Source organism: Streptomyces sp. NBC_01003, from assembly GCF_045162695.1.
Classification (GTDB): Bacteria; Actinomycetota; Actinomycetes; order Streptomycetales; family Streptomycetaceae; genus Streptomyces.
The window spans coordinates 3,837,709-3,862,047 of the sequence record NZ_CP108707.1 but is presented as its reverse complement, the minus strand read 5'-3'; the positions used below and the strand labels follow the sequence as shown (position 1 = coordinate 3,862,047).

The window sequence follows — 24,339 nt, the reverse complement described above, 5'->3', positions numbered from 1 at the left end:
CCCCGAGACGATTCCCGGCCCACCGGACATCCGGTGCGCTTCGACGAGGACCACAGTGGCCGACCGATGCTGAAGCCCCGCTGAAGGACCCTGAAGACTTCTTCAGGTTCCGTTTGCGACCCTTGCCCCCATGCGCCTGCTCATCGTGGAAGACGAAAAGCGTCTCGCCCTCTCCCTCGCCCGGGGCCTGACCGCCGAGGGGTTCGCCGTCGACGTCGTCCACGACGGCCTCGAAGGGCTCCACCGGGCGGGCGAGGGCGCGTACGACCTGGTCGTTCTCGACATCATGCTGCCGGGCATGAACGGCTACCGCGTCTGCGCCGCCCTGCGCGCCGCGGGCCACGACGTGCCGATCCTCATGCTCACCGCCAAGGACGGCGAGTACGACGAGGCGGAGGGGCTCGACACGGGCGCCGACGACTACCTCACCAAGCCGTTCTCGTACGTCGTGCTCGTCGCGCGCGTGAAGGCGCTCCTGCGGCGGCGCGGCTCCGGCGGCGGCTCGTCCGTCCACACCCTCGGCCCCTTGCGGGTCGACACCGGTGCGCGCCGCGTCCTGCACGGCGAGACCGAAGTGCCGCTCACGACAAAGGAGTTCGCGGTCCTGGAGCAGCTGGTGGTGCGGCCCGGCGAGGTCGTCTCGAAGGCGGAGATCCTTGAGCACGTCTGGGACTTCGCGTACGAGGGCGACCCGAACATCGTCGAGGTGTACGTCAGCACCCTGCGCAGGAAGCTGGGCGCGGGGCTGATCAGGACGGTGCGCGGCGCGGGCTACCGCCTGGAGGCGCCGCGATGAGGCGGCGGCTGTTCGGTTCCGTACGGGCCAGAGCCACGCTCGGCGCGACCCTCGTCGTCGCCGTGGCGCTCCTCGCCGCCGGTGCCTCCGTGCTGCTCGCGCTGCGGTCCAACCTCACCGACCAGGCGTCGAGCGAGGCGGAGTCCTCCGCCCGCAAGGTCGCCGTGTCGATCGCGACGGGCACCGCGCCCAACGGCCTCGACCTCCCGGACGGCGACGACACCCCGGTCCAGGTCGTCGACAGCGACGGCCGGCTCCTGGCGGCCAGTGAGGACCTGGAGCGGATCAGCGGGACCGGCTCGCCCGCCGTCAAGCCGGTGACCCCGCCCGTCGACGACGACGGTGGCGATGACGACGACGGCGGCTCCGACCGCCATGGGGGCAAGGGCGCGGAGGACGACTCGTACGCGTACGGGGAGATCGCCGACGACGCCGAGCGGAGCGAGGGCTCGGCCACCGTCGACGGGGAGACCCGGGACTACCGGTTCGCCGCGCTGGAGGTGAAGAAGACCCGGCAGGGCGACCTCACCGTGTACGCGGGTGCCTCGCTGTCCGCCGAACAGAGCGCCGTCGGCACCGCGCTGACCGTCATGCTGATCGGCTTCCCGGTGCTGCTCGGTGTCGTCGCCGCGGTCACCTGGCTGGTGACCCGCAGGGCGCTGCGCCCCGTCGAGGGAATCCGGAGCGAGATGTCCGCGATCACGGCCTCGCAGGACCTGGCGCGCCGGGTGCCGGAGCCGGGTACGCACGACGAGGTGGCGCGCCTCGCGCGGACGACGAACGAGACGCTCGCCGCGCTGGAGACGTCCGTGGAGCGCCAGCGCCGGTTCGTCGCCGATGCCTCGCACGAGCTGCGCAGCCCCATCGCGTCGCTGCGCACCCAGCTCGAAGTGGGTGCCGCCCACCCCGAACTGCTCGACGTGGACGGGGCGGTGGCCGACACGGTGCGGCTCCAGGAGCTCGCCGCGGGACTTCTGCTGCTCGCCCGGCTCGACGCGGGGGAGCGGCCGGGGGAGGCGCGGGTCGATCTGGCCGCGCTGGCCGGCGAGGAGCTGTCGCAGCGCCCGGCGGGCCGCGTCGCGGTTCGCACGCGCCTCGAACCCGTCGAAGTCGCGGGCTCGCGCAGCCAGCTGGCGCGGGTGGTCGGGAACCTCCTCGACAACGCGCAGCGTCACGCGCGGTCCCGCGTGGACATCGCCGCACGGGCCGAGGGGCCGTGGGCGGTCGTCGAGGTCGGCGACGACGGCGCGGGCGTGCCGGAGGCGGAGCGGGAGCGCATCTTCGAGAGGTTTGTGCGCCTGGACGACGCGCGGGCCCGGGACGACGGCGGGGCGGGTCTGGGACTCGCCATCGCCAGGGACGTCGCCGTGCGGCACGGCGGCGCCCTGACGGTCCGCTCGTCGCCCGCGGGCGGAGCGCTCTTCGAACTCAGACTGCCGGTGGCGCCGGGGGCCTGAGGCCGGCGGACGGGGAAGGTCGGCGTTCCCCGTTCGCAATGGTCACGGTTTGCCGCGCTGCGAACGCAGGTGTTCGGCGATCGGGGTCAGGGCCTTGTGGAGGGCGTCGAGCTCCTCGGAGGGGATCAGGTCCACGAAGTGCCGCCGCACGGATGCCACATGGTGAGGGGCGACCTTCTTCATGGTCGCCATGCCGTCCTCGGTCAGGACGGTGTAGAGGCCGCGGCGGTCGGACTCGCAGTTCTCGCGGCGGACGAGTCCGGCGTTCTCCATGCGGGTGATCTGGTGGGAGAGCCGGCTCTTGGACTGCAGGGTGGCGGTCGCGAGATCGCTCATGCGCATCCGGTGGTCGTCCGTCTCGGAGAGATGCACGAGGATGTCGTAGTCGTTCATCGTCAGGCCGAACGGCTGGAGATCCTTCTCGAGCTGGTAAGTCAGCATTCTGTTGACCTCTACGTGCGTGCGCCAGGCGCACTGTTCCTCGTCGGTCAGCCAGCGTGTGGCCGTCTCGGTCTCCATGTATTGATTCTACCTAAGAAGTTGAAATGCGAACGAAAGTGGGGAGTGTGACGCCTCCCACCCCCTCGTGACACAAAGGGGTCACGCGTTCGACGTCACACTCCGCAGATTACCGCTCACAGTCCGAAGCGACGCTGGAGGTCGCCGAGCTGTCCGGGAAGGCGCGGTACTCCCGGCTGCTGTCCGGGTGCCCCGTGACCGCCCGGCACGCCCGCCTGCTGCGGCATCGCGCCCGTCGCCTGTTCGGCCATCAACGTCTCCGTGGACTGCAGCAATACCGTTCCGGCGCCCACGAACTCGAACTGGTGCTCCTCCCCGGAGACGCCTCCGATGCCCGTCATCGCACGTAGACCGCCGATCACGCCCGTCAGATAGGAGTGGTCGTAGTGGTGACAAGGTGACGGGCAGTCAGCCCAGCCGACCAGCGCCTGTGGATCAACGCGGATGGGCGGCTCCATGAAGACCACCGGGCCGCTCGAGGCCGCCACGAATTTGCCCGTGCCAATGAGCGTCAGAAAGCCGGGAACGATCGACTGCTTCAGCGCGAGAGTTGGCTGAAAAGCGAGCAGGTTGCCCGAGCGGATCGTCAGGTTCCCGTTCTCCAGGTCGTACGAATTCACGTCGAAGGCCCGGTCGGCGAGCAGCATCTTGCCCGAACCCTCCGCCACGACCCAGTCGCTCGCGTGCAGCGGGGAGTGGAAGGACGTCCGCACGAGGCGGTCCAGGCGGCCGTGCCCGATCCCGTTGAAGTCGATGCGCCCGTAGTAGGCGATCATCTTGCCCTTCTGCAGGAACCAGCTGCCGCCCTTGAGCTCCACACAGAACGTGTACGCGTTCACGTTGTCGTCGGCGGGCAGGGTGGCCGGGTCGAAGATCACCGGGGTGCTCACAGCTTCTCCTCCGAGGCCTGGACGTACACCGCGCCGCTGCCGCTGAGCTCCAGCTGGAACGCCTCGCCGGAGCCGCGCCCCACCATGTCGCGCCAGCCGAGGGCCGTGGACAGCTTGTTCCGTACGTCGCCGTGGTGCGCGACGTACGCCTGCGGGTCGACATGGACGGGGCGGCCCGGGGTGATCGGCAGCTCGATGACGCCGCCGTGCGCCATGACGGCGACCGCGCCGTGTCCCTTGAGGGTCGTGGTGAACAGGCCCTGTCCGGTGACCTGGCCGCGCACCATCCCCATGACGCCGCCCTGCGAGCCCATGAACATCGTGCCCTGCTGAAGACTCCCGTCGAAGGCGAGCAGCCGGTCCGCCTCCACATAGAGGGTGTCTCCGGAGAGGGCTATCACCTGGACGTGATGGCCGCCGTGCCCGAAGAGGACGGTGCCGACGGGGGCGCCGCCCTGGTCATTAATTCCTTGGGGGACGTCCACGGTCATCAGCGGCGTCGTCTCGTTCGCCACGCGGCGCCCGAGCATCGACATCACCCCGCCCTGGCCGCCCTGGATGCTGGGCGTGAAGGTCACGTCCCCCTTGTAGGCGAGCATCGCGCCGCGCTGGCTGTAGATCCGCTGCCCGGGGGCGATCGTCGCCTCGACCATCTTCGAGTTGATCTCACGGAAGGGCATCTCACACATCCCCCGCGATCGTGTTGCGCTCACTGGGCTGTACGTAGACCAGGCCGTCGCCCTCGAAGCGGATCTGGAAGGCCTCGCCGCCGCCCTCGCCCATGAACGTGCGGAACGTGACGCCCGACTGGAAGGACTGCCGCACATTCCCCTGATGTGCGACGTACGCGCCCGGATCGACGGTCAGGGGGTGGTCCCGGCTGACGCGGAGCACGACGGCGGGGCCCTCGCTCATGATCGCCGCCTGGCCGTGGCCCTCGACGGTCGTCGTGAACAGGCCGTTGCCCTGGGAGGCGCCGCGCACGCCGGTGAAGGACGTGCCGGTGCGCAGGCCCGCGTCCGTGCAGAGCAGATTGCTCGACTCTACGAAGAGCTTGTCGCCCCGCAGGTTCACGACGCTGATCTCGCTCGCCCGGTCCGCGAACCAGCACGTGCCCTGCCCCTTCACCTCCATCACCGTCATCTCCTCGCCGGTAAGGCGGCGGGTCACCATCCCGCGGATGCCCTCGCCGCTGCCCGTCATCTTCTTGAACGCCATCCGGCCGTCGTACGCGACCATCGAGCCGTTCTTCGCCTTGACGCTGTCGCCCGTCATGTCGACGGCGAGCACTCTGCTGCCTTGAAGCCGGAACGTAGCCACGATGTGACGGTAATGGGCGAGATGCCCCCGGGACAGGGGTCCCGGCCCTGAACGAACCCTGAGCGAACCCCGGGACATCCCCGATGCCACAATGGACAGCGCTTGTGCTTGCATTCACAAGATCGAACGCCCGCCCCCCTCACCGCTTCTGCCGAAGGTGCCCCGTGGACATCAAGACCGCCTCCGCACTCCGCCGACTCCGCCTGGTCTCCGCCCCTGAGGCGGTCTCCTTCCTGCTGCTCCTCGTCTGCTCGGTGCTGAAGCGGACCACGGAGTTCGACGCCGTCCCGGTGATGGGCATGGTGCACGGCGTCCTGTTCATCCTCTACGTGCTCTTCTGGCTCGACGCGTGGAACCGTACGAAGTGGGGCGTCAAGACCGGCGCCCTCTACTTCGTCCTCTCCGTCCTGCCGACCGGCGGCTTCTTCGCCGAGCGCAAGCTGAAGCGTGAGGCGGAGGCCGCGGTCATCGCGTCCCGCGCCCGCCAGGAGAGGGCCGTGAACGCATGATCGTCGCCTTCTCGGTCTCCCCGCTCGGCGTCGGCGAGGACGTCGGCGAGTACGTGGCCGACGCCGTCCGCGTCGTGCGCGAATCCGGGCTCCCGAACCGCACCGACGCGATGTTCACCTCCATCGAAGGTGAGTGGGACGAGGTGATGGACGTCGTGAAGCGCGCCGTCGCCGCCGTCGAGGCGCGGGCCCCGCGCGTATCGCTCGTCCTCAAGGCCGACATCCGCCCCGGTGTGACGGACGGCATGACGTCGAAGGTCGCGACGGTGGAGCGGCACCTCGCGGGGGAGTGACACCCCTGCGAACTGTCTTCCGTGGAAAGCCCCGGCCCGGGCGGGCCGGGGCTTTCGCGTGGGCCGGGACCGAAGGGCGAGACGGGGCTGACCAGCATATGACCGGCCGGTAAGGTCTTGGGCGTGCCGAAGCCGCTCAGCCTTGCCTTCGATCCCATCGCCCGCGCAGACGAACTCTGGAAGCAGCGCTGGGGATCAGTGCCGTCCATGGGTGCGATCACCTCGATCATGCGCGCGCACCAGATCCTCCTGGCCGAGGTCGACGCGGTCGTGAAGCCCTACGGACTGACCTTCGCGCGCTACGAGGCGCTGGTGCTGCTCACCTTCTCCAAGGCCGGCGAGCTGCCCATGTCGAAGATCGGCGAGCGGCTCATGGTGCACCCGACCTCGGTGACGAACACCGTCGACCGTCTCGTGCGGTCCGGGCTCGTCGACAAGCGGCCCAACCCGAACGACGGCCGCGGAACGCTCGCCTCCATCACGGCCAAGGGCCGCGAGGTCTGCGACGCCGCCACCCGCGACCTGATGGCGATGGACTTCGGGCTCGGGGCGTACGACGCCGAGGAGTGCGGCGAGATCTTCGCGATGCTGCGGCCGCTGCGGGTCGCCGCGCACGACTTCGACGAGGGCTGACCCGCGCGAAGATCGCGCAAAACGGGCCGTTACGCTCGTATGCATGAAACGTAGCGTGCTGACCCGGTACCGGGTGATGGCCTTTGTCACGGGCGTCCTGCTGGTCCTGCTGTGCCTCGGCATGATCGCCAAGTACGTGCTCGGCATCGACGGCGCGGCGGATGTCACGCGCGTCGTCGCCATCGCGCACGGCTGGCTGTACGTGGTCTACCTGGTCTTCGCCTTCGACCTGGGCTCCAAGGCGAAGTGGCCGGTCGGCAAGCAGCTGTGGGTCCTGATCGCCGGCACGATCCCCACCGCCGCGTTCTTCGTCGAGCGGAAGATCTCCCGCGAGCTGGACTCCAAGGTCTCCGACGGCGCCCCCGCCGTCGCCAAGGCCTGACGGACCGCGCCACTCCACCGCCCGCACGATGTGCGGGCGGTTTGCCATCGACATTTACTAGGACGTCCAAGTAAATTTGAAGGCATGGGAAGCAAGGACGCTGACGCCATCGAAGAGGGCCGCCGCCGCTGGCAGGCCCGGTACGACTCCGCCCGCAAGCGGGACGCCGACTTCTCGACGCTCTCGGGGGACCCGGTCGACCCGGTCTACGGGCCACGTCCCGGGGACACCTATGACGGCTTCGAGCGGATCGGATGGCCCGGCGAGTACCCGTTCACGCGCGGCCTGTACCCGACCGGGTACCGGGGCCGTACGTGGACGATCCGCCAGTTCGCCGGGTTCGGGAACGCCGAGCAGACCAATGAGCGCTACAAGATGATCCTCGCCGCCGGCGGGGGAGGGCTGAGCGTCGCCTTCGACATGCCGACGCTCATGGGGCGCGACTCCGACGACCCGCGCTCGCTCGGCGAGGTCGGGCACTGCGGCGTCGCCATCGACTCCGCCGCCGACATGGAGGTCCTGTTCCAGGACATCCCGCTCGGGGACGTCACGACGTCCATGACGATCTCGGGCCCCGCCGTGCCCGTCTTCTGCATGTATCTCGTGGCCGCCGAGCGGCAGGGCGTCGACCCCGCCGTCCTCAACGGCACGCTCCAGACCGACATCTTCAAGGAGTACATCGCGCAGAAGGAGTGGCTCTTCCAGCCCGAGCCGCATCTGCGCCTGATCGGCGACCTCATGGAGCACTGCGCGGCGGGCATCCCCGCGTACAAGCCGCTCTCGGTCTCCGGTTACCACATCCGCGAGGCCGGCTCCACGGCCGCGCAGGAGCTGGCGTACACGCTCGCCGACGGCTTCGGCTATGTGGAGCTCGGCCTGTCGCGCGGGCTCGACGTGGACGTCTTCGCGCCCGGCCTCTCCTTCTTCTTCGACGCGCACCTCGACTTCTTCGAGGAGATCGCCAAGTTCCGCGCCGCGCGCCGCATCTGGGCCCGCTGGCTGCGGGACGTGTACGGGGCGAAGACCGACAAGGCGCAGTGGCTGCGCTTCCACACGCAGACCGCCGGGGTCTCCCTGACCGCGCAGCAGCCGTACAACAACGTCGTGCGCACCGCAGTCGAGGCGCTCGCGGCCGTGCTCGGCGGCACCAACTCGCTGCACACGAACGCCCTCGACGAGACCCTGGCGCTCCCCTCCGAGCAGGCCGCCGAGATCGCGCTGCGCACGCAGCAGGTCCTCATGGAGGAGACCGGCGTCGCCAACGTCGCGGACCCGCTGGGCGGTTCGTGGTTCGTGGAGCAGCTCACGGACCGCATCGAGGCCGACGCGGAGAAGATCTTCGAGCAGATCAAGGAGCGCGGCCTGCGCGCCCACCCGGACGGGCAGCACCCCATCGGGCCCATGACCTCGGGCATCCTGCGCGGCATCGAGGACGGCTGGTTCACCGGCGAGATCGCCGAGTCCGCGTTCCAGTACCAGAAGGCGCTGGAGAAGGGCGACAAGCGGGTCGTCGGCGTCAACGCGCACCACGGGTCCGTCACCGGCGATCTGGAGATCCTGCGCGTCAGCCACGAGGTCGAGCGCGAGCAGGTGCGCGAGCTCGGCGTCCGCAAGGCGGCCAGGGACGACGCCCGCGTGCGCTCCGCCCTCGACGACATGCTGAAGGCCGCCCGCAACGGCGGCAACATGATCCCGCCCATGCTCGACGCCGTACGCGCCGAGGCCACCCTGGGCGAGATCTGCGGGGTCCTGCGCGACGAGTGGGGCGTGTACACCGAACCCGCCGGGTTCTGACGGGAGTTCGCGCCGGTGGCACCTGGGGACCGACAGGTGCCACCGGGTGCGGCCGGGGTGGGCGCGGGCACGTCAATCGTCGCCTGCCCTGGAGCTCGCGTGCGCGTGTCCGGACTCAACCGCACCACCACCGTCGGATGCGCCGCCCTGGCCCTGCTCGGCGGGATGGTCCTCGGCGGATCCGGGGCGGTGAGCGCGAGTCCGCCGGCCGAGCCGAAGGTGCAGAACACCTTCGACCCTCCGCCAGTGCCTTAAGGGCCTGGGGGTGCCTCCGGGCCCCGATGTACGCGCCGCGAAGCTGCCCTCCGGACGTACGGCCCACCCGGCGGACGAGGCAGCCCGCCCGGTCGCCAAGAAGCGTGCCACGCTGGGCAGTTGCGCCTGGCAGAAGTGACAGAACCTGGGCGGGCTACGCCTGTACGGAGGCGAGTCCGCCCAGGAGCAGCGCCGTGAACCGGTCGACCCACTCCTCGTCCACCGGCTCCGCGCTCACCAGCGTGCGGTGCACCACGGCTCCCGCGACCACGTCGAAGATGAGGTCGGCGGTGCGGGCCGCGGCGGCCGGGTCGGCCTCTAGGGGGAGTTCGCCGCGCGCGTGGGCGCGGGCGCGGCCCTCCAGGACCAGGCGCTTCTGCCGGTCCACGATCGAGGTGCGGATGCGCTCGCGCAGCGGTTCGTCACGCGTCGACTCGGCGACCACCGCCATCAGCGCCGTCTTGGTCTCCGGGCGGTTCAGGAGCGCCGCGAACTCGAGGACCACACCCCCGATGTCCGCGGCGAGGCTGCCGTTGTCCGGGAGTTCGAGCTCGTCGAAGAGGACCGCGACCGCGTCCACGACGAGCTCGTTCTTGCTCGCCCAACGCCGGTAGAGCGTCGTCTTGGCGACGCCCGCGCGCGTCGCCACGTCCCCCATCGTGAGTTTGGACCAGCCGAGGTCCACCAGCGCCGCACGGGTCGCCTCGAGGATCGCCGCGTCGGCGGCGGCACTTCGCGGGCGGCCCGTTCTCGGGAGGGGCGGGGGAATGCGGCTCTGCATGAAAAGGACCATACCGGCCGGTAGGGATAGCGCCGTGAGGCAGACCACAGCGAAGATCACCGGAACCCCCTCCCCACGCGCCCCGCGCGAGAGTTACGCTACGACCTGTAGCGAAAGCTCAGTGAGCCTTGCGACAACCACGAGGCACCGGGTGGGGACCCGGCGCCGAACAGGCCCCTTCGGGCCGCAGAACGGCCCTTCTCGGGGCCTCGGACCAAGTCCGCGACCACGACCTTGACGGCGCCCGCAGTCCGGCGGGAGGCCGCGACGGGCGGTCCCGGCCCACAACGCACCGCGGAAGGGGGAGGATGTACTCATGCAGCCACGGAACATGTCCATGAGCGGAGTCGTCGACCTCGCCGCGGTGAAGGCGGCCCAGGAGGCCAAGGCGAAGGCGGAGCAGGCGCGTGCCGAGTCCGCGCGGCAGGGCGGCGGCGGGGCCGTCTCCCCGTCGAGCCTCGTTATCGACGTCGACGAGGCCGGCTTCGAGCGCGAGGTCCTGCAGCGCTCGGCCGAGGTGCCCGTCGTCATCGACTTCTGGGCCGAGTGGTGCGAGCCGTGCAAGCAGCTGAGCCCGCTGCTCGAAGGCCTCGCGGCCGAGTACAACGGCCGGTTCGTGCTCGCCAAGATCGATGTCGACGCCAATCAGATGCTGATGCAGCAGTTCGGGGTCCAGGGGATCCCGGCGGTCTTCGCGGTGGTGGCCGGACAGGCCCTGCCGCTCTTCCAGGGAGCCGCGCCGGTCGAGCAGATCCGCGGGACGCTCGACCAGTTGATCCAGGTCGCCGAGGAGCGCTTCGGTCTGACCGGCATCACGGTCGACGCCGATGCGGAGGGATCTGCACCGGTCGTGGAGGCTCCGGCCGGTCCCTACGACGCTCTGCTCGAAGCCGCCGTCCAGGCTCTTGACGCCGGCGACCTCGCCGGAGCCGTCCAGGCGTACAAGAACGTGCTGAGCGACGACCCCGGCAACACCGAGGCCAAGCTGGGCCTGGGACAGGCCGAGTTGCTCCTGCGGGTGCAGGATCTCGATCCGCAGAAGGTCCGTCAGGACGCCGCGGACCGGCCCTCCGACGTGGCGGCGCAGATCGCGGCGGCCGACCTCGACCTGGTCGGAGGCCATGTCGCGGACGCGTTCGGCCGACTTGTCGACACGGTGAAGGTCACGGCGGGCGAGGACCGGGACGCCGCGCGCGTGCGGCTGCTCGAACTCTTCGAGGTCGTCGGCTCCGACGATCCGCGTGTGACTACGGGCCGTGCGGCTCTGGCCCGGGTTCTCTTCTGAGCCGTTTCTGACCAGTTCCTAAACGCCGGGCGATGTGGTGCCCAGGTGAAAGTTCTGTCGCCACGGGTACACAGCGGTCGCGCTTTACCAAAACTTGGTAAAGGCGGCCGCTGTTACTTGGAGTAAGTCAGAGACCATCTTCTGTCCGGTTACGCCCCTTCTTCCTGCGCTTTGGTAACTCGCTTGACAGCACCCTGTGTTGCCGGGTGACACCATCGGGTCGTTGTTCGGTTATCCGTCCGTTACTAGCGAGTAACGAACCCCCTTGTGCGCGCGCCGAGAATGCACCACGATCGGCGACGCTCGGTCCTCATCCCGCAGTCCGACAGCCAATCGGGTCGCGGGGTTTCAGGGTCCCCACCGAGCAGGCCGGTAGCAGTGCCGTCGGCCTTGGGCAGGGGGGTCTCTGCTTCCCGCAGGGCCTGTCCAGCAGGTTGCGCGTGACTGTCAGGTGCGACCAGTGGTTGTCGCTCGGGGGTGATCGCCGGTGAATCGGGTGCCATTGCGCGCCCCCGATACGGGCGCTCTCCTTCCCGAGGACGTAGCACTTCTCCCATCCCTGCCCGGCTGAGCGTCCCAAGGGGTGCAGTCAGGGCCGGAGATGTACGTCCGAGAAGGAGGAAAGTCATGGAGTCCGTGGCTCGTGGCGGAACCAGATGGAAGCGGTTCGCCGTAGTCATGGTGCCGAGCGTCGCGGCGACTGCCGCGATAGGCGTCGCCCTCTCGCAGGGTGCGCTTGCGGCATCGTTCAGTGTTTCGGGTCAGTCGTTCAAGGTGACGGCCGACTCGCTCGACGGTACGGGATTCGTCCAGTACGGGGCGCTCGACACCGGTAAGTCGGGTGCGCACCCGGTTGCCGTCGTCGGCCTCAACGAGGCGAAGATCACCAACCTGTGCCAGTCGGTCGTCGTGCCGGTGCCGGTCTTCGGTGACGTGTCGATGAAGCTCAGCGCGGGCGGTGCGGGCGGCCCCCGCGTCGAGGCGAAGAAGCTCTACATCGACGCCGACGACCTGTCGACCAACGCCACGTTCAAGAACATCGACATCGGCGTCGGTATCGACTCGACCACCAAGGGCCCGGGTCCGTCCAAGGGCGACAAGTACGTCCCGGACTCGTTCTCGCAGCAGGCCGACTCGGTGCACTTCGAAGATGTCAAGCAGCGCGCGTGGGCGACCACGGCCGGCACCTTCAAGCTCTCCGGCCTGCACATGCAGGTGCAGAAGGGCGCACACGAGTGCTACTAGGCCCCAGGGTCTAGTTCACTCACAGCGCTGAACGGCCGGGCGCGGGGGCGAACGGGAAGCTCCGGGACGTCCCCGTGCCCGTATCCGACACGCACCATCACCACAGAACAACGCCATTCCCGAGGAGCTGTACGACATGAGCGCCGAAGCGCAAGCAGGGCTGGGCGACAGGCTCGGCCGGACGCGCCGATCGTTCCGAGGGTGGCGCGGTCAGCGCCCATTCTGGGGTGGTCTGCTGACGCTGCTGGGCGGCATTCCGATCATGTACTTCCCGTACGCGAACCTCACGCTCGGCTCGATGACCATCCGGATGTCGACGACTGCCGGCGCCGGTTCGCTGATCATCGGCGTCCTGCTTGTGGTGCTCGGCCTGACGCTCTGGTTCCAGCCGATGTCCCGCATCTTCGCGGGCGTCGCTGCGATCCTGCTCGCCCTGGTCTCCTTGGTGGTCTCCAACTTCGGTGGCTTTGTCATCGGCTTCCTGCTGGCGCTGCTCGGCGGCGCTCTCGGCATCTCCTGGGGGCCCGCACGGGCCGCGAAGCAGGAGGCGGGCGGCGGGAAGTCCGTGGACGACGCGGATGCCCTGAAGGGCGAGGCTGCAGCCTTCGACGCCTTCGGCGGTGCGTCGGACGATCTGTCAGGAACGAGCCCGAACGGTAACGACGGGACGAACGGGAGGCACCGTGCCGGCTGACGAGGTGCGCCACGAGAACTCTGCGGCAGAGTTCCGTGAGAGAACCGGGCCGCGGCATGCAGCCCCCAGAAAGCCGCTGTTCACCAGGCTGCACATGCCCGCGGGCAAAGCGATCGCCATTGCGGCGATGCCGACGGCCGTGCTCATGGGCATGGGGCTGACCCCCACGCTCGCGCAGGCCAAGGACAACCCCACCAAGTTCTCGGCGGACGACTACAAGGCGTGCGCCGACGCGATCAAGGCCTCCGAGGACGGCAAGGACGCGACCGACGGCAAGGGGGACGAGTCCGCCTCGCCCACCCCGACGCCGTCGCCCTCGGCGTCCGCGAGCAAGGACGCTTCGGACGGCAAGGAGGACTCGGGCGACAAGGCCGAGCCCACCCCGTCGCCCTCCGCGTCCAAGTCCACGGACACGCCCTCGGGTGACAGCACGGCCGGCAGCAAGACGGCCACGCCGACCCCGACGCCCTCCGAGACCAAGAACCCGCTCGACCCGCTGGGTGTCGGCGACGCGCTCGAGGACCTGCTGACGCCGGATCAGAAGGAGTCGGCGACCCCGACCCCCTCGGCCTCGGCGTCCAAGTCCACGGATGTGGGCGGCACCGTCAAGGACACCGTCGACAAGGTCACCGAGCCCGTCAAGGACACGGCGGACAAGGCCGGGGACGCGGTCAAGGACACGGTGGACAAGGCCGGAAAGGCCGTCGACGACACCGCGGACAAGGCCACCGAGGTGGTCCCCACGCCGTCGTCGGGCGAGACAGGCGTGCCGGACAACTGCCCGGTCGCCACGGACGCCGAGGGGGACAACGAGCAGACCCCCGCTCAGGTCCCGAACGACTCGTGGCGTCTTGAGGCCAGTTCGCTGACCCTCAAGGGCGCGGACTACCAGGGCGTCGTGAACGTGCGCACGCCCAACGGCACGGTCAAGAAGGTCCTGAAGTACGTCATCTCGAACGGCACCGACATCGGCGACCTGCACCAGACGGTCGACGGCCCGGACGGCAAGACGTACCACGTCCAGGCCGGCAAGGGCACCACGTCCACCATCCGGGGCGGCAAGACCACGATGTACACGGAGTCGATCTCGGGGAACCTTCTGGGGCTCATCCCGATCACGTTCGACGCCGAGCACCCGCCGCCGCTGAACATCCCCCTGATCTACTTCACGAACGTGAAGGTCGAGCAGGCCGGTCAGTTCGGCGGCGACCTGCACGTGCCGGGTCTCCACCAGTACCTCACCGGCTGAGCCGACCGAGCCTGCCGACCCGCGCACCCACGGACCCGTCCGGGAGCCGCACACCACTGAGGGCGCCACCTGATTCAGGTGGCGCCCTCAGTGTGTCGTAAGGGGCTGATGGGCCTGACGAGGCGTCAGTCGCGCTCTCCGCCGCCCAGGTGGTGCACCCGGACCATGTTGGTGGTGCCGGGGACGCCGGGGGGCGAACCGGCCGTGATGATGACGGTGTCGCCGTCGTTGAAGCGGTTCAGCTTCACCATCTCGGCGTCGACCAGGTCGACCATCGCGTCGGTGTTGTCGACGTACGGCACGATGTGCGACTCGACGCCCCAGCTCAGCGTCAGCTGGTTGCGGGTGCCCTCGTCCGTGGTGAAGGCCAGGATCGGCTGGGCCGCGCGGTAGCGGGACAGGCGGCGGGCCGTGTCGCCGGACTGGGTGAAGGCCACGAGGCCCTTGGCGCCCAGGAAGTCGGCGATCTCGCAGGCGGCGCGGGCGACCGAACCGCCCTGCGTGCGCGGCTTCTTGCCGGGCACGAGCGGCTGGAGGCCCTTGGACAGGAGCTCCCCCTCGGCCGCGACGACGATCTTCGACATCGTCTTCACGGTTTCGATCGGGTAGGCGCCCACGGAGGACTCGGCGGACAGCATGACCGCGTCCGCGCCGTCCAGGATCGCGTTGGCGACATCGGACGCCTCGGCGCGCGTGGGGCGGGAGTTGGTGATCATCGACTCCATCATCTGGGTCGCGACGATCACCGGCTTGGCGTTGCGGCGGCACATCTCCACGAGGCGCTTCTGCACCATCGGGACCTTCTCGAGCGGGTACTCGACGGCGAGGTCGCCGCGGGCCACCATCACGGCGTCGAACGCCGCGACGACGCCCTCCATGTTGTCGACCGCCTGCGGCTTCTCCACCTTGGCGATGACGGGGACCCGGCGGCCCTCCTCGTCCATCACCTTGTGGACGTCCTGGACGTCGTCGGCGTTGCGCACGAAGGACAGGGCGACCATGTCGCAGCCCATCCGCAGGGCGAAGCGCAGGTCGTCGACGTCCTTTTCGGACAGCGCGGGCACGTTCACGGCCGCGCCGGGCAGGTTGATGCCCTTGTGGTCGGAGATGACACCGCCCTCGACGACGATCGACTTCACACGCGGCCCGTCGACCTCGATGACGCGGAGCTCGACGTTGCCGTCGTTGATCAGGATCTGGTCGCCCTTGGAGACATCGCCGGGCAGACCCTTGTAGGTCGTGCCGCAGATCGACTTGTCGCCCGGGACATCGTCGGTGGTGATGGTGAACTCGTCACCGCGCACCAGCTCGACGGGGCCTTCGGCGAAGGTCTCGAGACGGATCTTGGGGCCCTGGAGGTCCGCGAGGACGCCGACGGCGCGGCCGGTGCTCTCCGCGGCGGCCCGGACACGGTCGTACCGCCCCTGGTGCTCGGCGTGCGTGCCATGGCTGAAGTTGAAGCGGGCCACATTCATGCCGGCTTCGATCAGCGCAACGAGCTGCTCTTCGGAGTCGACGGCGGGGCCCAGCGTGCAGACGATTTTGGAACGGCGCATGGGGGCGATCCTATCGGTTTGTTTCGCTACGGAATATTCCGTCTGGTGGAATCTACAAATGGGCGGTGATGCGCTCAGTCGTTGCGGGACGCGGAGTCGTGCACGAGGGCGTAGGTCTGCTGCGCGATCTCCAGTTCCTCGTCGGTCGGGACGACTGCGACAGCCACCCGCGCGTACTCCGGCGAGATCAGCCGCGGTTCGTCGGAACGTACGGAATTGAGCTCGCCGTCGACCGCGAGACCCAGCTCCTCCAGGCCCGCCACGGCAGCTTCGCGCACGGGCGCCGCGTTCTCGCCGACCCCCGCCGTGAACACCACCGCATCCACCCGGCCGAGCACCGCGTAGTACGCGCCGATGTACTTCTTCAGACGGTGGACGTAGATGTCGAAAGCGAGCCGCGCCTCCTCGTCGCCCTCGTCGATACGGCGGCGGATCTCCCGCATGTCGTTGTCGCCGCAGAGACCGACCAGACCGCTCTTCTTGTTGAGCAGTACGTCGATCTCGTCGGCGGACATGTTGCCCACCCGCATCAAATGGAAAATGACGGCCGGGTCCACATCGCCCGAACGCGTCCCCATCACCAGGCCCTCCAAGGGCGTCAGGCCCATGGAGGTGTCCACGCACAGGCCGCCGCGCACCGCCGACGCCGAGGCGCCGTTGCCCAGGTGCAGGACGACGACGTTGACCTCCTCGGGGGCCTTGCCCAGGAGCTCGGCCGTCTTGCGGGACACGTACGCGTGCGAGGTGCCGTGGAAGCCGTAGCGGCGGATCCGGTGCTCGTCGGCGGTCTTCACGTCGATCGCGTAGCGCGCCGCCGACTCCGGCATCGTCGTGTGGAACGCCGTGTCGAAGACGGCGACCTGCGGCAGGTCGGGGCGCAGCGCCGTCGCGGTGCGGATGCCCGTGAGGTTGGCCGGGTTGTGCAGCGGCGCGACCGGGATCAGCCGCTCGATCTCCGCGAGGACCGCGTCGTCGATGACGGTCGGCTCGGTGAAGAACATGCCGCCGTGCACCACACGGTGGCCGATCGCGGCGAGCTCGGGGGAGTCCAGGCCCATGCCGTCGCCGGCCAGCTCCGCGGCGACCGCCTTCAGGGCCGCGTCGTGGTCGGCGATCGGGCCGTTCACCTCGCGCGCCTCGCCGCCGTCCCCGGTCAGCGGCGTGTGCTTGAGGCGGGACGTCTCCTCGCCGATGCGCTCGACGAGGCCCACGGCGAGCCGGGCGCCGCTCTCCATGTCGAGCAGCTGGTACTTCAGCGACGAGGAACCGGAGTTGAGGACGAGAACTCGGCTGGGCGTGGCGGTCACAGGTGCTTACCTCTTCGTAGGGGTCAGGAGGCCGGCGTCTGGGCCTGGATCGCCGTGATGGCGACCGTGTTGACGATGTCCTGCACGAGCGCGCCGCGCGACAGGTCGTTGACCGGCTTGCGCAGCCCCTGCAGGACCGGACCGACGGCGATGGCGCCTGCCGAACGCTGCACGGCCTTGTACGTGTTGTTGCCGGTGTTCAGGTCGGGGAAGATCAGCACGCTGGCCTGGCCCGCGACCTCCGAGCCGGGCAGCTTGGTCGCCGCCACCGACGGCTCGACCGCCGCGTCGTACTGGATGGGGCCCTCGATCCTCAGGTCGGAGCGCCGCTCGCGCACCAGCTCCGTGGCCTTGCGCACCTTGTCGACGTCCGCGCCCGAACCCGACGTGCCCGTCGAGTACGACAGCATCGCGATCCGCGGGTCCACGCCGAACTGCTCGGCGGTGGCGGCCGCCTGGACGGCGATGTCGGCGAGCTGCTGCGCGTCCGGGTCCGGGTTCACCGCGCAGTCGCCGTACACGAGGACCTTGTCGGCGAGGCACATGAAGAAGACGGACGACACGATGTCGGCGTCCGGCTTTGTCTTGATGATCTCGAAGGCGGGGCGGATCGTCGCGGCCGTCGAGTGCACGGAACCCGACACCATGCCGTCCGCCAGGCCGCCCTGCACCATCAGCGTCCCGAAGTAGTTGACGTCCGCCACCACGTCGTACGCGAGCTCGACGGTGACGCCCTTGTGGGCGCGCAGCTGCGCGTACTGGGCGGCGAACCGGTCCCGCAGTTCGGACGTGTCCGGGTCGATGAGCTGCGTGTCGACCAGGTCGACGCCCAGGTCGGCGGCCTTCTTGCGGATCTGCTCCACCGGGCCGAGCAGCGTCAGGTCGCACACCCCGCGGCGCAGCAGGACGTCCGCCGCGCGCAGGACGCGCTCCTCGGTGCCCTCGGGCAGCACGACGCGGCGCTTGTCGGCGCGGGCCCGCTCCAGGAGCTTGTGCTCGAACATCATCGGGGTGACGCGGTCGCTGCTCGGCGCCGAGACGCGCTCCAGCAGGCCGGCCGTGTCGACCCACCGCTCGAAGAGGCCGAGCGCCGTCTCCGCCTTGCGGGGCGTCGCCGCGTTCAACTTGCCCTCCATGGAGAACAGTTCACCCGCGGTGGGGAAGGAGCCGCCCTGCACCGCCACCACCGGCGTGCCGGGCGCGAGGCGGTCGGAGAGCCTCAGGATCTCCTCGCCCGGCCGCTCGTCGAGGGTCAGCAGGACGCCCGCTATCGGCGGGGTGCCGGCGCTGTGCGCGGCGAGCGAACCCACCACGAGGTCGGCGCGGTCCCCGGGTGTCACGACGAGGCAGCCCGGCGTCAGCGCCTTGATGAACGCCGGCAGCATCGCGCCGCCGAAGACGAAGTCGAGCGCGTCGCGCGCGAGGCCCGCGTCGTCGCCGAGCAGCACCTCGCCGCCGAGTGCCTGCGCGATCTGCGAGACCGTCGGCGCGGACAGGGCGGGCTCGTCCGGCAGTACGTAGGTGGGCACCGGGAGATGGGCCTCGAGGCGGTCGCGTATCTCCTCGCGGTCCTGCGCCGCCACCCGGTTCACGACCATCGCGAGCACGTCGCAGCCGAGGACCTCGTACGCGCGGTACGCGTTGCGGGTCTCGGCGTGCACGGACTCCGGGGTCTGCTTGCGGCCGCCCACCACCGGGATGACGGATGCCCCGAACTCGTTGGCGAGGCGGGCGTTCACGGCCAGTTCGTCGGGGAGCTGTGTGTCGGCGAAGTCCGTGCCGAGGACGAGGACGACCTCGTAGTCGCGGGCGACCTGGTGGAAGCGGTCCACCAGGCGCGAGACCAGTTCGTCGGTGCCCTGCTCGGCCTGCACGGCCGACGCCTCGTGGTAGTCGAGGCCGTAGACCGTCGCCGGGTCCTGGGAGAGGCGGTAGCGCGCCCGCAGCAGATCGAAGAGCCGGTCGGGACCGTCGTGGACGAGCGGGCGGAAGACGCCCACCCGGTCGACCTGCCGGGTCAGGAGCTCCATGACTCCCAGCTCCACGACCTGCCGGCCGTCACCCCGGTCGATCCCGGTCACGTACACGCTGCGCGTCACGCGTGCTCTCCCTTTCGCTGGACGGGCCGCAGAGAAGGGGCCTCTGCCGCAGTGATTCGGCCGCTGAACCGGCCTCTGATGAAAGTCGTAGCCGTGCCCCCTTGACAATACCTCCGGGGGTAGCTAGGTCGCCCGCCGGGCAAAGGCCCTGGTCCGGGGGGCGAAAGGCCCTGGAACACAAGCCGCACGGGCCCCCGCGCCCGGCGCTGACCGCCATCGCCCCCACGGCCGTGAAAGAATCGGAATGGCTCACAAGTCTCAACAGCGAGCAGGAGACACGCACGATGCGTATCGGAGTTCTCACCGCCGGCGGCGACTGTCCTGGCCTGAACGCAGTGATCCGGTCGGTCGTGCACCGCGCCGTGACGCACCACGGCGACGAGGTGATCGGCTTCGAGGACGGTTACGCGGGACTGCTCGACGGCCGCTACCGCACGCTCGACCTGAACGCCGTGAGCGGCATCCTCGCCCGCGGCGGCACCATCCTCGGCTCCTCCCGGCTCGAGCGCGACCGCTTCCGCGCCGCCTGCGAGAACGCCAAGGAACTCGCCACCGAGATCGGCTTCGACGTCCTCATCCCCATCGGCGGCGAGGGCACGCTGACCGCGGCCCGCATGCTCGCCGACGCGGGCCTGCCCGTCGTCGGTGTGCCCAAGACCATCGACAACGACATCTCCGCCACGGACCGCACCTTCGGCTTCGACACCGCCGTCGGCGTCGCCACGGAGGCCATGGACCGGCTGAAGACCACCGCCGAGTCCCACCAGCGCGTCATGGTCGTCGAGGTGATGGGCCGGCACGCCGGCTGGATCGCCCTGGAGTCCGGCATGGCGGGCGGCGCGCACGGCATCTGCCTGCCCGAGCGGCCCTTCGACCCGGCCCACCTGGTCAAGATGGTCGAGGAGCGCTTCGCGCGCGGCAAGAAGTTCGCCGTCATCTGCGTGGCCGAGGGCGCGCACCCCGCCGAGGGCACGATGGACTACCAGACCGGCGCGATCGACCGGTTCGGCCACGAGCGCTTCCAGGGCATCGGCACGGCCCTCGCGTTCGAGCTGGAGCGGCGCCTCGGCAAGGAGGCGAAGCCGGTCATTCTCGGCCACGTCCAGCGCGGCGGCACCCCGACCGCGTACGACAGGGTCCTCGCCACGCGCTTCGGCTGGCACGCGGTCGAGGCCGCGCACCGGGGCGTCTCCGGCCGCATGACGGCGCTGCGCGGCACGGAGATCGAGATGGTCCCGCTCGCCGAGGCCGTCGCCGAACTGAAGACGGTGCCGAAGGACCGCATGGACGAGGCGGAATCGGTGTTCTAGGGCGAACGGCCTGTCCTACGACGTGTGCATCCTCGACCAGAACTCGTCGAGGATCCCGTCGAGGAACTCCCGCCCGGCCTCGCCCGACTCGCGTCCCGAACCGCCGCCCCAGCTGAGCGTCGCGGCCATCAGCGCCTGGTACTCGAGCTGCATCTCCTGGAGCGCCTCCTCCAGTTGCCCCTTGTGTACGGGGACGAGCTTGGCGATCGGGCGGGTGTAGGCCTGCCAGCGCGTGGTCACCGCGCTGCGCAGGAGATCCGCCAGTTGGTCATTGCGGCCGGTGACGGTCGCGAAGTCGGGCGGCGTCAGACCGAGCACCTCGGCGAGGGTGGCCGACTGGCGCTCGTTGCCGTGCCACTCGCCGGTCTCCTCCATCCGCAGGTACGAGTGGATCTCCACCCCCACCGTGCGCGCCACGTCCTCCGGCGCCATGCCGCGGGCCATCCGGTGTTCGCGCAGCGTCCGCGCCGTGCCTATGAGATCCCCCGGCGAACACCACAAGGCGCCCGCGAGAGCGGTGAGTTCCGTCGCCGTCGGCGAGGTGAGACCACGCTCCCAGGCGATGATCGTGTCGGGCGTGACGTGATGCTGGCCGTACGAGGCGCGCATGCCGTAAGCGACATGCCCGGGCGCCATGCCCAGGGCCTCGCGGAGGCGTCGGGCGGCCGGAGCGTTGAACGGCGGGGCGGAGTCGCTTGGGTGCACGGGCACACGGTAGGGGCGGGTGAGGCCGGTGGCTACGGTCTGTTCGCACTGCGTTACCTGTCGTAGGAAGCTACGGGGACGGGACTCCCGGTAACCAGATCCGTATACTCCTTGTATGCAACCCTGGGGGCAGTCGTGACGTCGGGACGGGACAAGGCCTACGCGTTTCTCAAGGAGAACGTGCTCGCCGACCCGGACAGGCAAGGGGAGTTCCTCTCCGAGCAGGAGCTCGCCGACCGTATCGGCGTCTCCCGCACCCCGATCCGCGAGGCGCTCCTGCTGCTCGCCGCCGAGGACCTCGTGCGGCTGGTCCCCAAGCGCGGGGCGCAGGTCGTGCCGCTGTCGGGGCGGGAGATCACCGAGCTGATGGAGCTGCGCGGCATCGTCGAGCGGTACTCGGCGGAGCGGGTCATCGCCGAGGGCAAGGCTCCGGTGTCCGAGCTGACCGCACTGCTCGGACGCCAGCGCACGCTCAGCGGGGCCGAGCACGCCAAGGAGTTCATCGCCGTGGATCACCTCTTCCACGCGACGATCGTGGCGGCCGCGGGCAACGCCCTGCTCGACCGCCACTACGACGGGCTCCGCAGCCGCCAGATCCGGGCCGGGGTGGTGGCGCTGTTCAACCAGCACGGCCGGCAGGAGTCCGTGCTCCACGAGCACGAGGCGATCCTCGACGCGATCGCCGCCGGCGACCGGCAGGCCGCGTGCACCGCGATCGACAGCCACCTGGAGTCGACGCTCAAGGTGCTGCTCGCGGGTTAGGGGGTGTCCGGCGGATCATGGCCGGGGTCGCGGCGCCTGGCACGGCACCTCGCCGCGTTGCCGAAACGTCCGAACAGCTCCGCTGTCAGGACGCTCCGGAGCCTTGCGATGCACCGCGCCAGGCGCCGCGACCTGTCCGACCCTGATCCGCCGGCCCCCCCAGGGCGTGCCGGTGGCCCGCCCGCCCGTCACAGGCTCCTGCGGTTGGCCAGTACCGGGATGGAGCGGCGGACCGAGGCGACCTCGTCGAGGTCCAGGTCCGCGATGAGCAGCCCCGGGCCCTCTTCGAGGTGCTTCCGTACGGTTCCGTCGGGGCCGACGACGGCGCTGTGGCCGATGCCGGTGGGGGCGTTCGACGCGGCGGGGACGCCGGACGCCGCCGGGTCCGCCTGGTCCACGGCGGCGAGCCAGAGCGTGGCGTCGAGCGCACGGGCGCGGATCAGCAGCTCCCACTGCTCACGCTTGCCGGGACCCGCGCCCCACGAGGCGGGCAGTACGGAAACGACCGCGCCCGCGTCGGCGTGGGCCCTGAACAGCTCGGGGAAGCGGACGTCGTAGCAGGTCGCGAGCCCGAAGCGGGTGCCGTCGACCTCGAAGGTGACGACCTCGGACCCGGGCGCCACCGTGTCGGACTCGGCGAAGCCGAAGGCGTCGTAGAGGTGGATCTTGTCGTAGGCCGCCTCGACGCCGGGGCCGGTGGCGAGCAGGGTGTTGGCCACCTTTCCGTCCGGGGCGGGGGTGAACATGCCCGCGACCACGACGAGTCCGGCCTCCTTGGCGATCTGGCGGACCGCCGTGGCCCAGGGGCCGTCGAGCGGTTCGGCCAGCGGCGCCAGCGGCGTCCCGAAGCAGGCCATCGCGGCTTCCGGGAAGACGACGACGCGGGCGCCCGCGTCCGCCGCGAGACGGGCCTGCTCGCGCAGGAGCGCGAGGTTCTCCTCGGGGCGGGGGCCGGTGGTGATCTGGCTCAGCGCGATACGCATGAGACGTTCCTCCTCGTGTGGGGGTTCGGGAATGCGTGGTCCGGGGGGTCAGGACGCCGTGGACGCGGCGGGGGAGCGGACCGGCTCGCCGCTCACCAGTTCCTCGTCGCTCCGGTCGCCGTCGCGGCCGAGGCACAGTCCGGCGATCGTGACGATCGCGGTGCCCGCGACGTAGAGAGCCAGCGGGATCCACGAGTCGTACGCGTCGAGCAGCGCCGTGAACAGCAGGGGCGCGACGGCGCCGCCGATGACACCGGCCAGCGTGTACGCGAGCGAGGAGCCGGTGTAGCGCAGGCGCGGGGAGAACTGCTCGGCGATGAAGGCCGCCTGCGGCCCGTACATCGCGGAGTGGAAGACCAGGGCCACCACGACGCCGAGGGCGAGCAGCGGCCAGCTCCCGCCGCCGATCATCGGGAAGAACAGGAACGGCCACACGCCGGCCGCCGCGGCCGAGACCCCGTACAGGACGCGGCGGTTGACGCGGTCGGACAGGGCGCCGGCGAGCGGGATCAGGAAGACCTGGAGGGAGGAGCCGATGAGGACGGCGGCCAGGGCGGAGCCGCGGGACATGCCGAGTTCGCCGGTCGCGTAGGTCAGGACGAAGACGGTGAACAGCGCGTACAGGACGTCCGGGGCCACACGGCTGAGGATCGCGGCCGCCAGGGCGCGCGGGTGCGTCGTGAAGACCTCGCGGATCGGGGCCTCGGGGCGCTTCTGCTCGGCCTCCATCGCCTTGAAGACCGGGGTTTCCTCGAGCTTCGCGCGGATCCACAGGCCGAAGAGGACGAGCACACCGGAGAGCAGGAACGCCACGCGCCAGCCCCAGGACGTGAACTGGGCCTCTGTCAGGAGCGCGCCGAGGGCCGCGAGTACGCCGTTGGCGAGGAGGTTGCCGACCGGCGGGCCGATCTGTGCGGCCGAGGCGTAGAAGCCGCGCCGGCGCGGATCGCCGAACTCGCTGGACAGCAGCACCGCACCGCCCCACTCGCCGCCGACGCCGACGCCCTGGGCGAAGCGGAGTATCACGAGGGTGATCGGCGCGGCCACGCCGATCGTCGCGTAGGAGGGGAGCAGGCCGATCGCGAGGGTCGCGGCCCCGATCAGGACGAGGGTCGCGATCAGGACCTTCTTGCGGCCGAGCTTGTCGCCGAGGCGGCCGAAGACGAAACCGCCGAGCGGGCGCGACACGTAGCCGACGGCGTACGTGGAGAACGCGAGGAGGGTGCCGGTGGCGGGGTCCTCCGAGGGGAAGAAGACATCGCCGAAGACCAGCGCCGCCGCGACGGAGTAGATGGCGAAGTCGTACCACTCCAGTGCGGTTCCGGTCAGGCTGGCGAAGAAGGCGCGGCGGACCGCGGACCCACCGATCGGGGTCTTTTCCGTGCTCGTGCTGGTGTGGTTCACGACGTCCGTCCCTGAGGTTCCTTGGGTGAGGTTAACTGTCGACCTTCCGGCATACTTCTTGTATACAGGTCGTATGCGCAAGCCTTCCGCGCAAAGTTAACCTCCCTGATA

Annotated in this window: 26 protein-coding genes; 15 read left to right on the top strand and 11 right to left on the bottom strand. The window is 70.0% G+C overall.

Going from position 1 to position 24,339, the window contains the following annotated elements; translation table 11 throughout:
* The first annotated feature begins 130 nt into the window (after window positions 1-130).
* Together OG698_RS17505 and OG698_RS17500 are read left to right on the top strand one after the other, a co-directional pair.
* Window positions 131-796, top strand: a complete 666-nt coding sequence (locus tag OG698_RS17505) for a response regulator transcription factor (protein ID WP_399969505.1) — start codon at window positions 131-133, stop codon at window positions 794-796.
* Window positions 793-2,253, top strand: coding sequence for a sensor histidine kinase (locus OG698_RS17500; protein ID WP_406103932.1), 1,461 nt, complete (start codon window positions 793-795; stop codon window positions 2,251-2,253). The genes OG698_RS17505 and OG698_RS17500 overlap by 4 nt, the downstream gene beginning before the upstream one ends.
* A 42-nt stretch (window positions 2,254-2,295) precedes the next feature.
* Here OG698_RS17500 and OG698_RS17495 read toward each other — a convergent pair whose 3' ends face one another.
* From OG698_RS17495 to OG698_RS17480, 4 genes are all read right to left on the bottom strand, one after another.
* Complete coding sequence (locus tag OG698_RS17495) at window positions 2,296-2,772, bottom strand: MarR family winged helix-turn-helix transcriptional regulator (RefSeq protein ID WP_100595825.1); 477 nt, start codon at window positions 2,770-2,772, stop codon at window positions 2,296-2,298.
* A gap of 116 nt (window positions 2,773-2,888) precedes the next feature.
* Complete coding sequence (locus tag OG698_RS17490) at window positions 2,889-3,662, bottom strand: AIM24 family protein (protein WP_406103930.1); 774 nt, start codon at window positions 3,660-3,662, stop codon at window positions 2,889-2,891.
* Entirely contained in the window at window positions 3,659-4,342 is a 684-nt protein-coding gene (locus OG698_RS17485) for an AIM24 family protein (protein WP_406103928.1), read from the bottom strand. The genes OG698_RS17490 and OG698_RS17485 overlap by 4 nt, the downstream gene beginning before the upstream one ends.
* A gap of 1 nt (window position 4,343) precedes the next feature.
* Complete coding sequence (locus OG698_RS17480) at window positions 4,344-4,982, bottom strand: AIM24 family protein (protein ID WP_406103926.1); 639 nt, start codon at window positions 4,980-4,982, stop codon at window positions 4,344-4,346.
* Window positions 4,983-5,146: 164 nt separating this feature from the next.
* Here OG698_RS17480 and OG698_RS17475 point away from each other — a divergent pair, with 164 nt between their 5' ends.
* The 7 genes from OG698_RS17475 (at window position 5,147) to OG698_RS17445 (ending at window position 8,987) form a co-directional block, all read left to right on the top strand.
* Window positions 5,147-5,491 carry a DUF3817 domain-containing protein gene (locus tag OG698_RS17475; protein ID WP_406103925.1) on the top strand — a complete coding sequence of 115 codons (345 nt, stop codon included), beginning with the start codon at window positions 5,147-5,149 and terminating at the stop codon, window positions 5,489-5,491.
* The gene (locus OG698_RS17470; RefSeq protein ID WP_100595821.1) at window positions 5,488-5,784 is read left to right on the top strand and encodes an MTH1187 family thiamine-binding protein; all 297 of its coding nucleotides are present in this window, start codon (window positions 5,488-5,490) and stop codon (window positions 5,782-5,784) included. The genes OG698_RS17475 and OG698_RS17470 overlap by 4 nt, the downstream gene beginning before the upstream one ends.
* A gap of 123 nt (window positions 5,785-5,907) precedes the next feature.
* Window positions 5,908-6,417 (top strand): MarR family winged helix-turn-helix transcriptional regulator, encoded by a 510-nt coding sequence (locus OG698_RS17465; RefSeq protein ID WP_100595820.1) that lies wholly within the window; start codon window positions 5,908-5,910, stop codon window positions 6,415-6,417.
* A 43-nt stretch (window positions 6,418-6,460) separates the two neighbouring features.
* Window positions 6,461-6,799 (top strand): DUF3817 domain-containing protein, encoded by a 339-nt coding sequence (locus OG698_RS17460; protein WP_406103923.1) that lies wholly within the window; start codon window positions 6,461-6,463, stop codon window positions 6,797-6,799.
* Window positions 6,800-6,883: 84 nt separating this feature from the next.
* A complete protein-coding gene (locus tag OG698_RS17455; RefSeq protein ID WP_399969496.1) occupies window positions 6,884-8,593 on the top strand; it encodes a methylmalonyl-CoA mutase in 1,710 nt (569 codons plus the stop codon).
* Between the two features lie 105 nt (window positions 8,594-8,698).
* Window positions 8,699-8,848, top strand: coding sequence for a hypothetical protein (locus tag OG698_RS17450; RefSeq protein ID WP_406103921.1), 150 nt, complete (start codon window positions 8,699-8,701; stop codon window positions 8,846-8,848).
* 10 nt (window positions 8,849-8,858) lie between these two features.
* A complete protein-coding gene (locus OG698_RS17445) occupies window positions 8,859-8,987 on the top strand; it encodes a hypothetical protein (RefSeq protein ID WP_406103920.1) in 129 nt (42 codons plus the stop codon).
* Window positions 8,988-9,002: 15 nt separating this feature from the next.
* On the opposite strand, the gene OG698_RS17440 is transcribed toward OG698_RS17445, so the two are convergent.
* Window positions 9,003-9,629 carry a TetR/AcrR family transcriptional regulator gene (locus tag OG698_RS17440; RefSeq protein WP_406103918.1) on the bottom strand — a complete coding sequence of 209 codons (627 nt, stop codon included), beginning with the start codon at window positions 9,627-9,629 and terminating at the stop codon, window positions 9,003-9,005.
* A gap of 316 nt (window positions 9,630-9,945) precedes the next feature.
* On the opposite strand from OG698_RS17440, the gene OG698_RS17435 reads away from it, so the two are divergent.
* The 4 genes from OG698_RS17435 (at window position 9,946) to OG698_RS17420 (ending at window position 14,102) form a co-directional block, all read left to right on the top strand.
* A complete protein-coding gene (locus OG698_RS17435) occupies window positions 9,946-10,914 on the top strand; it encodes a tetratricopeptide repeat protein (RefSeq protein WP_399969493.1) in 969 nt (322 codons plus the stop codon).
* 627 nt (window positions 10,915-11,541) lie between these two features.
* Entirely contained in the window at window positions 11,542-12,159 is a 618-nt protein-coding gene (locus OG698_RS17430) for a DUF6230 family protein (protein ID WP_326774051.1), read from the top strand.
* 136 nt (window positions 12,160-12,295) lie between these two features.
* Window positions 12,296-12,853, top strand: coding sequence for a DUF6114 domain-containing protein (locus OG698_RS17425; RefSeq protein ID WP_406103916.1), 558 nt, complete (start codon window positions 12,296-12,298; stop codon window positions 12,851-12,853).
* Complete coding sequence (locus OG698_RS17420) at window positions 12,843-14,102, top strand: hypothetical protein (protein WP_406103915.1); 1,260 nt, start codon at window positions 12,843-12,845, stop codon at window positions 14,100-14,102. The genes OG698_RS17425 and OG698_RS17420 overlap by 11 nt, the downstream gene beginning before the upstream one ends.
* A gap of 125 nt (window positions 14,103-14,227) precedes the next feature.
* Here OG698_RS17420 and pyk read toward each other — a convergent pair whose 3' ends face one another.
* The 3 genes from pyk to pta all read right to left on the bottom strand — a co-directional run bounded on the left by pyk (window position 14,228) and on the right by pta (window position 19,064).
* Window positions 14,228-15,658 carry a pyruvate kinase gene (gene pyk / locus OG698_RS17415; RefSeq protein WP_399969487.1) on the bottom strand — a complete coding sequence of 477 codons (1,431 nt, stop codon included), beginning with the start codon at window positions 15,656-15,658 and terminating at the stop codon, window positions 14,228-14,230.
* Between the two features lie 74 nt (window positions 15,659-15,732).
* On the bottom strand, window positions 15,733-16,965 hold the full coding sequence (locus tag OG698_RS17410; protein WP_406103913.1) for an acetate kinase: 1,233 nt from the start codon (window positions 16,963-16,965) through the stop codon (window positions 15,733-15,735).
* Between the two features lie 23 nt (window positions 16,966-16,988).
* A complete protein-coding gene (gene pta, locus OG698_RS17405) occupies window positions 16,989-19,064 on the bottom strand; it encodes a phosphate acetyltransferase (protein WP_399969485.1) in 2,076 nt (691 codons plus the stop codon).
* Window positions 19,065-19,348: 284 nt separating this feature from the next.
* Here pta and OG698_RS17400 point away from each other — a divergent pair, with 284 nt between their 5' ends.
* Window positions 19,349-20,374, top strand: a complete 1,026-nt coding sequence (locus tag OG698_RS17400; protein ID WP_406103911.1) for an ATP-dependent 6-phosphofructokinase — start codon at window positions 19,349-19,351, stop codon at window positions 20,372-20,374.
* A 15-nt stretch (window positions 20,375-20,389) separates the two neighbouring features.
* On the opposite strand, the gene OG698_RS17395 is transcribed toward OG698_RS17400, so the two are convergent.
* Window positions 20,390-21,085, bottom strand: a complete 696-nt coding sequence (locus tag OG698_RS17395; RefSeq protein WP_406103909.1) for a helix-turn-helix domain-containing protein — start codon at window positions 21,083-21,085, stop codon at window positions 20,390-20,392.
* Window positions 21,086-21,214: 129 nt separating this feature from the next.
* On the opposite strand from OG698_RS17395, the gene OG698_RS17390 reads away from it, so the two are divergent.
* Entirely contained in the window at window positions 21,215-21,841 is a 627-nt protein-coding gene (locus tag OG698_RS17390; RefSeq protein ID WP_100595808.1) for a GntR family transcriptional regulator, read from the top strand.
* 188 nt (window positions 21,842-22,029) lie between these two features.
* Here OG698_RS17390 and OG698_RS17385 read toward each other — a convergent pair whose 3' ends face one another.
* Window positions 22,030-22,824: a carbon-nitrogen hydrolase family protein gene (locus tag OG698_RS17385; protein WP_383092198.1), complete on the bottom strand. Its 795-nt coding sequence runs from the start codon at window positions 22,822-22,824 to the stop codon at window positions 22,030-22,032.
* A gap of 48 nt (window positions 22,825-22,872) precedes the next feature.
* Window positions 22,873-24,228, bottom strand: a complete 1,356-nt coding sequence (locus OG698_RS17380; protein ID WP_406103908.1) for an MFS transporter — start codon at window positions 24,226-24,228, stop codon at window positions 22,873-22,875.
* Window positions 24,229-24,339 lie beyond the last annotated feature (111 nt).

Bases quoted from the DNA above. Each gene is read 5' to 3' on its own strand.
- OG698_RS17505 (WP_399969505.1), top strand. From the start codon at position 131: ATGCGCCTGCTCATCGTGGAAGACGAAAAGCGTCTCGCCCTCTCCCTC.
- OG698_RS17500 (WP_406103932.1), top strand. From the start codon at position 793: ATGAGGCGGCGGCTGTTCGGTTCCGTACGGGCCAGAGCCACGCTCGGC.
- OG698_RS17495 (WP_100595825.1), bottom strand. From the start codon at position 2,772: ATGGAGACCGAGACGGCCACACGCTGGCTGACCGACGAGGAACAGTGC.
- OG698_RS17485 (WP_406103928.1), bottom strand. From the start codon at position 4,342: ATGCCCTTCCGTGAGATCAACTCGAAGATGGTCGAGGCGACGATCGCC.
- OG698_RS17470 (WP_100595821.1), top strand. From the start codon at position 5,488: ATGATCGTCGCCTTCTCGGTCTCCCCGCTCGGCGTCGGCGAGGACGTC.
- OG698_RS17460 (WP_406103923.1), top strand. From the start codon at position 6,461: ATGAAACGTAGCGTGCTGACCCGGTACCGGGTGATGGCCTTTGTCACG.
- OG698_RS17455 (WP_399969496.1), top strand. From the start codon at position 6,884: ATGGGAAGCAAGGACGCTGACGCCATCGAAGAGGGCCGCCGCCGCTGG.
- OG698_RS17440 (WP_406103918.1), bottom strand. From the start codon at position 9,629: ATGCAGAGCCGCATTCCCCCGCCCCTCCCGAGAACGGGCCGCCCGCGA.
- OG698_RS17435 (WP_399969493.1), top strand. From the start codon at position 9,946: ATGCAGCCACGGAACATGTCCATGAGCGGAGTCGTCGACCTCGCCGCG.
- OG698_RS17430 (WP_326774051.1), top strand. From the start codon at position 11,542: ATGGAGTCCGTGGCTCGTGGCGGAACCAGATGGAAGCGGTTCGCCGTA.
- OG698_RS17425 (WP_406103916.1), top strand. From the start codon at position 12,296: ATGAGCGCCGAAGCGCAAGCAGGGCTGGGCGACAGGCTCGGCCGGACG.
- pyk (WP_399969487.1), bottom strand. From the start codon at position 15,658: ATGCGCCGTTCCAAAATCGTCTGCACGCTGGGCCCCGCCGTCGACTCC.
- OG698_RS17400 (WP_406103911.1), top strand. From the start codon at position 19,349: ATGCGTATCGGAGTTCTCACCGCCGGCGGCGACTGTCCTGGCCTGAAC.
- OG698_RS17385 (WP_383092198.1), bottom strand. From the start codon at position 22,824: ATGCGTATCGCGCTGAGCCAGATCACCACCGGCCCCCGCCCCGAGGAG.